Raw genomic sequence first — 12,423 nt, forward strand, 5'->3', positions numbered from 1 at the left:
TCTCCCCGCTGGGGAGAAGAGGACGCGGGGCCAGCGTCTTATGCGAACAATGCCCGTGCCGCTTCTAGGCTCGCCGCACCATTGACGACGCGATCCTTGAGAGCCGCCGTCTCGGCGATCAGGTTCTCGGCGGCGAAGCGGCAGAGCGCCAGGCGGTTGTCGCGGCCGTGGTCCTCGTCGGCAAGTGCGCCCTTGGCGAGGTAGACGCCGGTCAATGCGAGGCCAAAGAGACGCTGGTAGGGTGTCGCCCCTGCGAGCGCTGCCGACGTGTTGCCTGCGGCCATCTGCGAGAGCAGCCATTCGGTGGTGTCTTCGAGATCCGACAGGCTCGCGTCGAGGCGGGCGGCGGTGTCACCGAAGCCTTCGAGATTCGAGGCGCGCACGGCATTGACCACCTGCTTCAGCTCGGTGATGTAGCCCCTGATATGGTTGCCGTTCGACAGCGGCAGCTTGCGGGTGACGAGGTCGGCAGCCTGGATGCCGTTGGTGCCCTCGTAGATCGGGGCGATGCGGCTGTCGCGCCAGAAGCGGGCGGCACCCGTTTCCTCGATGAAGCCCATGCCGCCATGGGTCTGGATGCCGAGCGAGGCAACATCGACGCCAGCGTCGGTGGCGAAGGACTTTGCGATCGGAGTGAGCAAGGCTGCGCGCTCGGCCCAATGGCGGGCTTCGTCGCCATCCGCGTGATGGCTCATATCGGTTGCGTGGGCGCAGACATAGCAGATGGCGCGCGAGCCTTGGGTCAGCGCCTTCATCGTCACCAGCATGCGGGCGACATCGGGATGTTCGATGATCGGCGACATGCCCTGCCCCGTCCAGCCAGGAGCCTTCCCTTGCGTGCGGTCCTTGGCGTATTGCACGGCCTTCTGGGTGGCGGCTTCGCAGATAGCGACGCCCTGCATGCCGACGGCGAGGCGGGCATTGTTCATCATCGTGAACATGCAGGCGAGACCCTTGTTCTCCTCGCCGATCAGCCAGCCGATTGCGCCGGCTTCATCGCCATACTTGCCGTCGCCGTAGATCATCGTGCAGGTCGGCGAGCCGTGGATGCCCACCTTGTGCTCCAGCGAATGGCAATGAAGGTCGTTGCGGGCGCCGATCGAGCCATCGTCGTTGACGAGATACTTCGGCACGAGGAAGAGCGAGATGCCGCGCGTACCGGCCGGCGCATCGGGGAGACGGGCGAGCACCAGATGGATGATGTTCTCGGTGATCTCGTGTTCGCCCCAGGTGATGTAGATCTTCTGGCCGAAGATGCGGTAGGTGCCGTCATCGCGGCGTTCGGCGCGGGACTTCATGACGCCGAGATCCGAACCGGCATGCGGCTCGGTCAGGTTCATCGTGCCGGTCCATTCGCCGGAGACCATCTTCGGCAGATACTTCGCCTTCAGTTCCTCAGAGCCGTGCGCCGTGACAGCGTCGACCGCACCCATGGTCAGCGTCGGGCCAAGTGCAAAGCCCATGGAGCCAGAATTCCACATTTCGAGTGCGGCGACATTCAGCATATGCGGTAGCCCCTGCCCGCCGAAATCTTCGGACGCTGTCAGCGAATTCCAGCCACCTTCGGCCCAGGCACGGTAGAGATTGTCCCAGCCATCGGGAACGACGACCTTGCCATCGACCATGCGGGCGCCCTGTTTGTCGCCAATTTCGGCAAGCGGGGCGACTTCGTCACTGGCAAAGCGGCCGGCTTCGGAGAGGATGGCATCAACGAGGTCGTCGCTCAGCTCACCGAGCTTGCCGTCTTCGATGGCCTTGGTGAGGCCAGCGACGTGCTTCAGGGTGAACGCGATCTCTTCTACGGGCGCCTTGTACATGACGTGCTCCTCCATCTGGCGTATGCTTCATGCCACGCCCAAACTCCCACCCAGGAGGCGCGGCTTATTCTCACTTCTGGCTAATTGATTTTTACGTAAACGTCAAATCTTTTGCATGCGACAGGAGGCCTCGTTCCCGGCGCGATGCGGGTGAAAGTCGAGGTGAAGATTGCCGCCGAAACAAAGATGCGTGAGCGGTCGGACGCCTCGCTTCTGGAGAGAACGGCAGTCTTCGGATCAAAGCCAAGATGCACCAATGACTTAAAGCGGCGACCGGCAGGACCTTCGCTGGAATGCCTAAATCAGCACCTTCACAACTATCGGACTGCCCCGATTTCGTCACATCCCTGTTATCTGTCCTGACTAGTCGGAGAGTAGACTTCATCCAAAAGGAGGCTCTGCCATGACCGACACCAACACCAACCATCTGTCCTGGGACGAGTGGGACGAGCTGCACAATCCGCCGCCGGCCGTGACCGACTTCGACCGCGTCGTCGAACGCGCGATCTCGCGCCGTGGGTTCCTCGGCGTGCTGGCCATGGGTTCGGCTGCCGTTGCCATGGGCTCCGTCGGCAACCTGATGAGCTCGACCTCGGCTCAGGCGCAGGAAGCCGCCTCGCGCTTTGCTTTCAAGCCGATCGACATTGCGACCGACAACACCATCCATGTGCCGGAAGGCTACAACTGGAAGCCCCTCGCCCGTTGGGGTGAGCCCCTGTTCTCCACGGCTTCCGACATCGATCCGATGAAGGGTGTGTCGCTAGAGAATTCCGACAAGGTCTTCGGTGAGAACACCGACGGCATGGAGCTGTTCGCCATCGGCAACGCCCAGGTGATCGCGGTCAACCACGAATACGTCAACAACGAAACCAACCTGCCGCACGCGCCGGAAGGCATGCCGCAGTCGCTCGACGACGTGAAGATCCTGCAGAACATGCAGGGCGTCACCGTCATGGAAGTGGCCGAAGGCGAAAATGGCTGGGCGATCGTCGTCGACAGCAAGTTCAACCGCCGCATCCACCACAACACGCCGATGAAGCTTTCGGGTCCGGCTGCCGGCTCCGAGCTCGTCAAGACGGCTGCCGATCCCGCTGGTGTCGACTGTCTCGGGACCTTCAACAACTGCGGCGCCGGCAAGACGCCTTGGGGCACCTACCTCACCTGCGAAGAGAACTTCAACGGCTACTTCGGCTCCACCAATGCCGAGTTCAAAATGCCTGAGGACTTTAAGCGCTACGGCATCGTCGCCGAGACCCGCTATGGCTACGAGAAGTTCGACGAGCGCTTCGACGTTTCAAAGAACCCGAACGAACCGCGCCGCGCCGGCTATATCGTCGAAATCGATCCGTCTGACGCCTCCTCGACGCCGATCAAGCGTACAGCACTTGGCCGCATCAAGCATGAGAACGCCGCCGTAGTGATTGCACGCGATGGTCGCGTGGTCGTCTATATGGGCGACGACGAGCGTGGCGAGTTCCTCTACAAATTCGTCTCCAACGGGATCTATGTCCCGGGTGGCGACACCTCCAAGCTGCTTGATGAAGGCACGCTTTACGTTGCCAAGTTCTCCGACGAAGGTACCGGCGAGTGGCTGGCTCTCACCGAAGAGACCACCGGCATGAAGGCCGACGAAATCGCTGTCTTCACGCGCCAGGCTGCTTCCAAGGTTGGTGCCACCACGATGGACCGTCCGGAATGGGTTGCGGTCAATCCGGTTGCGGTCGAAGCCTATTGCTGCCTCACCAACAACAGCCGTCGCGGTGAAGTGAAGGACGGCAAGCTGCGCACCAATGCCGGCGGCGACGAGATGGCCATCAACGCGGCCAATCCGCGTGAGAAGAACGAATACGGCCAGATCGTCCGCTGGTATCCGGCCAATGACGACCACACGGATTCCGCCTTCAGCTGGGATCTCTTCGCGATGGCCGGCAATCCGGCCGTGCACAAGGACGGCGCCTATGCCGGCTCGTCGAACATCAACGAAGGCAACATGTTCAACTCGCCTGACGGCATGATGTTCAATTCGACCGGTCTCGTCTGGATCCAGACCGACGGCGAGGATTCGAACGAAGGCGATTTCGCTGGCCAGGGCAACAACCAGATGCTTGCCGGCGACCCGGTCACCGGCCGCATCGAGCGTTTCATGACCGGCCCGAAGGGTTCGGAAGTCACGGGCCTCACCTGGTCGGCCGACAAGCGCACCATGTTTGCCGGCATCCAGCATCCCGACGCGCCCTTCCCGGATGGCGAAGGCAAGCTGCCGCGCTCGACGATCGTGGCGATCAAGCGCGACGACAACGCTCTGGTGGGCTGATGGTTCGGTCGGCAGGGCGGATGTGATCTGCCCTGCCCTCCACCCAAACGAAGAAGGCCGCCGACCGGGATACCGGCGGCGGCCTTTCTCATTCGTGACGACCTGGTCGATCAGGCGGCGAGGCGCTGGGCGTTGCGCGGGATCTCGACGTCGATCTCGAGGATCGAGACGTCTTCGTCACGGTCCATCTTGATCTGCACCTTGTCGCGGTCGAATTCGACATGCTTGGCGATCACGGCAAGGATTTCCTCGCGCAGGATGGCCACCAGATCACTTTCGAGCGAGGCGCGCTCATGGGCGAGCAGAACCTGCAGGCGTTCCCGCGCCATCGGTGCGGACCGCTGTTTGCGGAACAGAGAGAAAATGCTCATGCGGCCCTCCGCGCGAAGATCTTGTCGAGGAGACCACGCTTCTCGCCAGGGATGGTGATCGGAACGTTTTCGCCGGCCAGACGACGGGCGGCGTCGAAATAGGCCATGGCAGGCGCGCTGCGGGCATCGGCGAGCGTTACCGGAGCGCCGATGTTGGAGGCGCGTAGCACGTCCATGCTTTCCGGGATGATGCCGAGCAGCGGGATCGACAGGATCTCGAGCACGTCATCGACCTTCAGCATGTCGCCACGCTGGGCGCGATTGGCGTCGTAGCGGGTCAGCAGAAGATGCTTCTCCATGCGCTCGCCGCGCTCCGCTTTCAGCGTCTTGGAATCGAGCAGACCGATGATGCGGTCGGAGTCACGTACCGAGGAGACTTCCGGATTGGTGACGACGACGGCCATGTCGGCATGGCGCATGGCAAGCGTTGCACCGCGTTCGATACCGGCGGGGCTGTCGCAGATGATCCAGTCGAAATACTTCTTCAGCTCGTTGATGACCTGCTCGACGCCCTCGGCGGTCAGGTTATCCTTGTCGCGGGTCTGCGAGGCCGGCAGCAGGAACAGGGTTTCCAGCCGCTTGTCGCGGATCAGCGCCTGCGGCAGCTTGGCGTCGCCCTGGATGACATTGACGAGATCGTAGACGACGCGGCGCTCGGCGCCCATCACCAGATCTAGATTGCGAAGGCCTACGTCGAAATCGACGACGACGACTTTTTCATTGCGCTGTGCCAGCGCTGCACCGAGAGCGGCCGTCGAGGTCGTCTTGCCGACCCCGCCCTTGCCGGATGTCACGACTATCACCTTGCCCATGTGGTTCTCCTGTCTGTCCCCGCTCAAGTTCACGTCATTCTCTCTGTCATGATTGCATCCCCCTCCAGCCAAAGCTGAACAGGATGCCCCTTCAATTCTGGATCCATATCGTCGGTCATCGCGTAGACGCCGTCGATCGCAACCAGCTCGGATTCGAACTTACGACAGAAGATCCTTGCGTCGGCATTGCCAACGCATCCGGCGAGCGCTCTGCCGCGCAACGCACCGTAGATGTGGACGGAGCCTCCGGCGATCACTTCGGCACCCGACTGGACCGAACCGATGACCGTGACATCGCCCTGGGTGTAGATGACCGACTGACCGGAGCGGATGGTTTCTCGCACGATCATCGATGGGGCCGAGACCGGGCTTTGCTGCACCACGACCTGAGGGGCTGCCTGCCCTGCATGCTCGCGTGCGGCCTCTTCCGCACCGGTTGCCTTTTCCGATTCGCCCACCTCGTTGCGCGGCACCTCGTAGTCGGCGGCCGGCTTTCCACCCTTGAGCTGCGGTGGCATGCCCGGCTCGACCAGCGAAGGACGACCGCCCTCGATGCCCATAATCGAGACGTTGCGCGCCGCGAGTTCGGCAATCAGCGCCTTCAATTGCGGACGGTCGATCTCGATCTCGGACACGTCGAGCACGACGGGACGACCGAGGAAGAACCCGGCCGAGCGGGCCGCGAGGTCGTCGAGCCGGACGAGCCAGTCGTCGAACGGCGGATCCGGCGTCAGGACGACGGCCAGGAAGGATCTACCCTTGATGCGGATGGAGCGAGGTTCGGTTAGCACTTTGGTCATCTATGTAAACAAATCGTTGATGAAAGGAGTAGCGCCGATTTGGTTAACAAATGGTTAACGCGGCGATTTTGCCGTTAGGAAACAGGCGGATCGGGGCTACGAAAAAACCGCCCGCGGCAAAGGCCGGGGCGGCTAGAAATTAACCCTTTCCGGCTCCTTGTGGAAGCCGGATCAGAGGGGTCTGCCGATCAATAATAGGGCGACAGGCACTGCTGACGGGGGCCGTTATACGGCTGGAAGGTGTTGGAGCGGCTATCGTAGGAGCGGTAGCGGGCATTGCACCAGTCGTAGTGGCGCGGGTTGAGACCGGCTGCGCGGGGCGCTACCGGGGCCGGACGCGGCTGTGCGATCGCACCGCCGATGATGGCACCGGCTGCGAAGGCTGCGAGCGGATACCAGTAGCCGTTGTGGTAGCGGTAGCCCGCGCGGCGATCACGATAGCCACGATGACCATTGTAATAACGAGCGCGCTCGTAGCGATCGATGCGGCGGTCAATACGACGGTCCACGCGTCGGTCGAAGCGACGCTCGTAGCGGTCTCGATACTGCACGGTGGTGGCATCGGTCGTTGCCGCGATTGGCGCGACCGGGCGGATGACCTGGGCCTGGGCCGGGATCATACCGGTAAAGGCCATGATGGACGCGAGCGCTGCCACGGCGGTCGTCTTCAATGCAGTCTTCATGATGCTTCTCCCTGCATGTTTATCCGGTCGACCGAAGCGGGCGATGATGCCCGGTCCTCGACCTTGGGACAGAAATTAGCGAAGCCAGACTGAACTCAGGATTAACATCGTGTTCATACTTCGCGTTCCGCGCGCAACGGTCCAGCGACCGTTCTCGCGCACAAGTGCCCGTCAACGGAGGAAAAGGCCAATTGTTCCCGAACGGCTCAGTAGTAGGGCGACAGGCAGGTCCGGCGCGGCCCGTGATACGGCTGGAAGCTGTTGCTGCGCCAGTGATAGGAGCGGTAGCGTTCGGCGCACCAGCTGTAGTGCTTCGGGTTGATGCCCGCAGAATACTGCACGACGTGACGGCGCGGCACCGGCCGATCGACAATCACGCCGGCTCGCATGGAGCGCGGCGAGATCCAGAGACCATTGTGATAGACATAGCCCGGGCGATGCAGCCGTTGGCGATGACCATGGCCACGGTAGACTTGATGCCGCGAGTAGACGGTCACGCGCTCGTAATGACGGTAGCTGGTATGGCTTTGATAGATGCGGACTTCGATGCCGCCGGCGCGGACTTCGGTCCCCGATCCCATGAACCCGGCCAAAGCCAGGCATGCGACGGCGAAAGCAGAGACAAGCTTCATGCGTGATCCCCCCTTGACCCGGAGACACCCGTCGACCAGCCGGCCCTCATGGCCGAGGCCAAGTCCGATCACATGCAGCGATCGTGAGCCTCCATCAGCAGATGCTAACCCCTTGGGGAATGCGCTGCAAGTGGTTGAGGGGTAGCGAGATCCCGCAGAAAAGCGGAAGGGCGAGCCCCATCCGGACCCGCCCTATCTTCAAGGTCAATTGGTGGCTTGGCCAGCACCTAGGCTTCGATCTCGATGTCGCCCTTCGGCCGCGAACAGCAGGCGAGGATGTAACCTTCATCGATCTCGTCATCGAGAATACCGCCATTGTGGTCCATCTCGACTTCGCCCGAGAGTTTCATGACCTTGCAGGTGCCGCAAAGGCCGGATTCGCAGGCCGCCCCGATGCGGACACCGGCAGCACGGGCCGCCTGGAGGACCGTATGGCCGGGAGCGCAGAGGCCGTCCTTGCCGGACATGGCAAAGGTCACCTTGGTGGCCTGTTCGCCATCGCCATGGTCGGCGACGACCACCAGGGGCTCCGCCTTCACCGGCTGGAAGGCTTCCTCGTGATACTGTTTCATGTCGAAGCCTGCGCCTTCGAGCGCCTCGCGTACGGTCGCCATGAAGGGCGCTGGGCCGCAGCAAAAGACAGTGCGCTCCAGGAAGTCAGGCGCCAGAAGGGCGATCTTTGCCTTATCGATGCGACCCTTCAGGCCCGACCAGAGCTGGCCGCGGCCGAGCTGCTCGATGATGAAGCCGAGCTGGAAGTTCGGCATGTCGCGGGCCTTGGCCTCCAGCTCCCAGCGGAAGATGATGTCATCAGGCGAGCGCGCGCAGTTGAGGAAAGTGATGTCGCTGTCTGGCGCGCGGTCGCTGAGGTCGCGCGTCATCGACATCATCGGCGTCACACCGGAGCCGGCGGAAACGAAAAGGTATTTCTTGCCAGGGTGCTTGGCATAGGAGAAGTCGCCGAGCGGGCCGAAGGCCTTAAGCGCCATGCCGGGCTTCAGGTTGTCGAACATCCAGCGGGTGCCAATCGAGTCCTTCTGCGCCTTGACCGTCACGGCGACCGTATAGGGCCGCGAGGGGCTGGAGGAGAGCGTGTAGGTGCGCATCACCGGCTCTGGCCCGACGGGGATCTCGAGCGTGACGAACTGGCCGGGCAGATAACGGAACCAGAGGCCCGGCTTGTTCGGCTTGAAGGTGAAGGTCATCACGTCGGCGGCCTCAGGCGTGACGGCGACGCATTCCAAGAGATGCTCCCGGTCGGACCAGGGGCGCATCTCGTCGACATGGCGATACTGGGTGACGGCGATGTTCATGATCACGCCACCGCAGACAGGCGAGCCTTGTCGCCCTGCAGGCGGCCCGTCATGAAGTTGGAATACCACTCGACGAACTGCATGACGCCACCTTCGTGATCGACGGAATAGGGACCGGGCTCATAGGCCGGGGAACGTATGCCAAACGCGTTTTCCTCGACGATCGAGCGGTCCTGGTCGTTGGTCATGTTCCAGACATGGGTCAGCTCTTCCAAGTCGTAATCAACGCCTTCGACCGCGTCCTTGTTGACCAGCCAGGTGGTGGTGACGGCCGTCTCTTCGGCCGAAAGCGGCAGGACGCGGAAGGAGATCGCGTGGTCCCCGAGGATGTGGTTCCAGGTCGTCGGATAGTGGAAAAGCAGCATGGTGCCGATATGGCTGATCGGCACGTCTGCGGAGAGCGGCTTCTTCACGGCACGCTTGCCAGACATGGTGTAGCTCTCGGCATCCTCGATTAGCGGCATGCGGGCCGTGCGGAACTGGCCCGACGGGTCCATGCTGAAGGCGGACGGCAGGCCGGCGGCTTCGCAGCGCGCCCAGTGCTCGGAGATGAAGGGATCGTCACCCGCACCCTGGACGCCGGTTGCGGTCGGGGCTTCCGGATAGGTGCGGCAGAGCTCCGGATGGTTGCCGGCGCAGTGGTAGCATTCCCGGTTGTTTTCCCAGACGAGCTTCCAGTTACCCTTCTCGATGATCGTGTTCTTGTGGGCGACCTTGGCCTCCCAGAGGCGATGCGGACGCAGATAGGGTTCCAGCGAGGCGCGCATTGGCGCGAAATCGGGGGCTTCGTTGGCGAGGCAGACGAAGATGTAGCCGCCGACGCTTTCGCAATGGACGGTCTTCAGGCCGAATTCGGCCTTGTCGAAAGTCTCACCCATCTGGCGAGCGAAGACGAGCGATCCGTCGAGGTCATAGGTCCAGTTGTGATAGGGGCAGACGAGCTTCGCCGCGGCGCCCTTGTCCTTGGTGCAGACGCGGTGGCCGCGATGGCGACAGGTGTTGTGGAAGGCGCGGATGACCTGATCCTTGCCGCGGACGATGACGACAGGGTAATCGCCGATCTGGGCGGTGAAATAGTTGCCGGCGCGTGGGATCTCGCAGTCATGGCCGATGAACAGCCAATCGCGATACCAGATCTGCTCCATGTCGAGCTTGAAATAGTCCTGGTCGATGTAAAATGGCTGTTCGAGCGAGAAACCCTCGCGGCGGTTCTTCAGCTGGCGCAGCACGTTGGCCTGCAGATCCATGTCGTCCTCGTGTTTCAAAAACTCGGGGGAGATGAGAGCGCAGCCTGCCGTCGCCCTGGGAAGGCGGTGTGCATGGCTATCTCTGGTCGCCCTCCGCAACCTCAAATGTCCGTCTGCCAAGGCTGGTTTCCGGGCTCAGGAGTGGTCCATTTGCGGACCGCGTCGGCGCCTTCCCAGGGTTACCCCCAGTGGCCTTCTGCCAAAACGCATTCTCCACCACCGTTGCGGGGGCAGCGCCGGATTTTGACCGGCTTCCCGATTTCCTACCCTCCCTAGCAGGGCAGCACCTCGAGCTTGCCTGCATCTAATCACAGGCCGCGGGCCTCCGCTGCATTGCAGAACGACACGGCCCAAATCGTTTGCGACATCCCACAGACGACGACTAAGGGTGGCAAGGTCGGGAATTTCCCATTGTTTTCCGGGAGGTGCGGCGGCGGCGTTTCTCTGGCCGCTGAAATCATGGCGCAAACGGGCGATTTAAGGCAGTTGCATGGAACTGCACTGCGGCAAGCCTCGCGAAACCTCGCTGATGTAGAATACCATCAAATCATGATTAACCATGCTGCGTTAAGCTCAAGCAATCAGTCCGGGTACCGTCAGAGCGTCAAGATGCAGAAACTCAGATACTACGCGGCTCCCAAAGCGGAAACGCAAACGCCGCCCTCGTCAAAGGCAGTCCATACCGAGTTCCTGAGAACCGGTCGGATCTCGCGCAGCCGCGAGGACTGGCTGCCGGACGAGCGCCGGTATCTTTCCTATGAGGAAGTTGCGGCGCGGACCGGGCGGCGGCTGGAGCGGGCGGCCGAGACGACGCATGAGCGCATCAACGGCTTTCACCGTTCGATCAAGTTCCCCAAAGTCATCTTCCACCGCACACTGAACAACAGCCCACATCTGGGCTACTGTCACGTGACGGCGGCGCGCACGAATTTCGCGCAGTATGCCGATGTCAAATGGGCCTTCTACATCGCCAATTTCTTTGCCGAACTCGGTGGGGAAGAGGTGTTCTTCGAGCAGATCAAGCAGAATTACGGACGGATGTATTTCGCCGTGGCGATCAAGCCGGAGGCGGAGGCCAAGGCGATGACCATCGACCGTTCGTTCCGCAACAACGGACTTTTATTCCAGACAGTGGATCCGAAAGAGGCGCTGCGGAACGTACTGATGCTCGGCGCACGAGACGCCGAGCTCAGGAAGATCATCGCAAAACTTTGAAAGTGGACTTCGACGCTCAGGCGCCGAAACCACCCACCGGCTTCTTCTTGTAGAGCAGCCAATCCTTCGACACATAGTCGCTTGCACCGTAGATCGTCACGGTGTCGCCGCCGGCTGCCTTGGAGGTGGCGAGCGCCTTTTCGGCGAAGTTGGTGAAGTCGAAGGCGTTCGGGGCCTGCTCGGAGAAGCAGATGCCGAAGGACATGCCTAGCTGGCCCATGCGGGCACCGGTCGACGAGCCAACGAAATTGGTGGCCTTGAGCTTGGCGCGAACGAGATCGACCACGCGGCTGATCTCTTCCTGGTCCGAAGTGTAAAGCAGCAGTCCGAAGCGGCCGGCATCGAAGCGGCAGGCGAGATCGCCACCGCCGGAGACGGCTTCCAGCACCTTGGCGACCTGCATCAGGAAACGCTCGGCAACGGCCGGGCCCATCTGCTCCTGGATGCGCGCATAGTCGTCGATTTCGCCGATGGCGACACCGCAGAGTACCGGCATTTCCGGGTTCACATAGATCTTCGCGACCGCCTTGTTGAAGGCACGGCGGCTGGCAAGGCGGGTGACCGGATCAACGAATTTCGCGGCTTCGGCCTCTTCGGCCTCGCGCTGCAGGTCGGCAAGGGCTGCGGTCTTGTCGACCACGGCGCGCACGACATTGCTGTTCTGGTGAGCGCGCTTTTCGGTCGCGGCCTTCAGCATCTTGATCGACTGGCCGAGCGGCGTACCTTCGAGATCGGCTTCGGTCAGGATGGTCTTGGAAGCATGGCCGATGACGCGGCCGTAGTCGGTGAGCGAAATCTTCTCTTCGTTCAGCAGACTGATGAAATTGCTCATCTCGGCGCGAACCTGACCATTTTGGCGGCTCAGCAGCCCGTCTTCATGGTGGTGCGGCAGGAATTTGCGGCCGAGTTCGTCGAGGGCCTCTTGGGTCTTGATCTTGCCCAGCGCAATGAACTCGCGAACAAGTTCCGGATTGCTGCCGGAATAGGCCTCGTAAACCAGTTCGTAATTGCGCGGCAGACCGTCGATGCCCATCTGATGCATGGCGGTCGCGACGCGTAGCGCAATGCTGGCGGCCGGATTCTTGACTTGCTGCATCTGTCCACTTCCCCGAATGAGGCTTTCCCGTCTCTTAGTCCAGACCATAGGCGAACAGTTCTTTCTTTCAGTTACGCCGGTAGTTAAAATTCGAACGATTTGGGCTCCCCTTTAAAAATTAGG

At 61.8% G+C, this 12,423-nt stretch carries 11 protein-coding genes and 1 riboswitch; of the genes, 2 read left to right on the top strand and 9 right to left on the bottom strand.

The genetic code is table 11. The features are described from left to right. Positions 1–38 precede the first annotated feature (38 nt). Positions 39–1,817, bottom strand: a complete 1,779-nt coding sequence (locus tag SJY08_RS13095; RefSeq protein WP_377276125.1) for an acyl-CoA dehydrogenase — start codon at positions 1,815–1,817, stop codon at positions 39–41. A gap of 403 nt (positions 1,818–2,220) precedes the next feature. Between SJY08_RS13095 and SJY08_RS13100 the strand changes: the two genes are divergently transcribed. Beyond that, positions 2,221–4,131 (top strand): PhoX family protein, encoded by a 1,911-nt coding sequence (locus SJY08_RS13100; protein WP_377276127.1) that lies wholly within the window; start codon positions 2,221–2,223, stop codon positions 4,129–4,131. A 110-nt stretch (positions 4,132–4,241) separates the two neighbouring features. Here the strand turns inward: SJY08_RS13100 and minE are convergent, their stop codons facing one another. The 7 genes from minE to SJY08_RS13135 form a co-directional block, all read right to left on the bottom strand. Beyond that, positions 4,242–4,502, bottom strand: a complete 261-nt coding sequence (gene minE, locus SJY08_RS13105) for a cell division topological specificity factor MinE (RefSeq protein WP_006726700.1) — start codon at positions 4,500–4,502, stop codon at positions 4,242–4,244. Continuing rightward, positions 4,499–5,314, bottom strand: a complete 816-nt coding sequence (minD, locus tag SJY08_RS13110) for a septum site-determining protein MinD (RefSeq protein WP_069041996.1) — start codon at positions 5,312–5,314, stop codon at positions 4,499–4,501. Before minD ends, minE begins: the two co-directional genes overlap by 4 nt. 29 nt (positions 5,315–5,343) lie before the next feature. Further along, positions 5,344–6,114, bottom strand: a complete 771-nt coding sequence (gene minC / locus SJY08_RS13115) for a septum site-determining protein MinC (RefSeq protein ID WP_377276130.1) — start codon at positions 6,112–6,114, stop codon at positions 5,344–5,346. A gap of 188 nt (positions 6,115–6,302) precedes the next feature. Further along, positions 6,303–6,797: a BA14K family protein gene (locus SJY08_RS13120; RefSeq protein ID WP_054148891.1), complete on the bottom strand. Its 495-nt coding sequence runs from the start codon at positions 6,795–6,797 to the stop codon at positions 6,303–6,305. Positions 6,798–7,003: 206 nt separating this feature from the next. Then, a complete protein-coding gene (locus SJY08_RS13125) occupies positions 7,004–7,429 on the bottom strand; it encodes a BA14K family protein (RefSeq protein ID WP_377276132.1) in 426 nt (141 codons plus the stop codon). A 227-nt stretch (positions 7,430–7,656) separates the two neighbouring features. Then, positions 7,657–8,742, bottom strand: a complete 1,086-nt coding sequence (locus tag SJY08_RS13130) for a 2Fe-2S iron-sulfur cluster-binding protein (protein ID WP_377276134.1) — start codon at positions 8,740–8,742, stop codon at positions 7,657–7,659. Positions 8,743–8,744: 2 nt separating this feature from the next. Continuing rightward, on the bottom strand, positions 8,745–9,989 hold the full coding sequence (locus SJY08_RS13135; RefSeq protein WP_377276136.1) for an aromatic ring-hydroxylating dioxygenase subunit alpha: 1,245 nt from the start codon (positions 9,987–9,989) through the stop codon (positions 8,745–8,747). Positions 9,990–10,091: 102 nt separating this feature from the next. Continuing rightward, a riboswitch (cobalamin riboswitch) is annotated at positions 10,092–10,295 on the bottom strand. Positions 10,296–10,598: 303 nt separating this feature from the next. Between SJY08_RS13135 and SJY08_RS13140 the strand changes: the two genes are divergently transcribed. Then, the gene (locus tag SJY08_RS13140; RefSeq protein WP_054148887.1) at positions 10,599–11,204 is read left to right on the top strand and encodes a DUF6656 family protein; all 606 of its coding nucleotides are present in this window, start codon (positions 10,599–10,601) and stop codon (positions 11,202–11,204) included. A gap of 16 nt (positions 11,205–11,220) precedes the next feature. On the opposite strand, the gene SJY08_RS13145 is transcribed toward SJY08_RS13140, so the two are convergent. Further along, positions 11,221–12,300: a GGDEF domain-containing protein gene (locus SJY08_RS13145; protein WP_377276138.1), complete on the bottom strand. Its 1,080-nt coding sequence runs from the start codon at positions 12,298–12,300 to the stop codon at positions 11,221–11,223. Positions 12,301–12,423: the final 123 nt, after the last annotated feature.

Origin of the sequence: Rhizobium sp. R86522, from assembly GCF_042466255.1 — a bacterium.
GTDB lineage: Bacteria > Pseudomonadota > Alphaproteobacteria > Rhizobiales > Rhizobiaceae > Allorhizobium.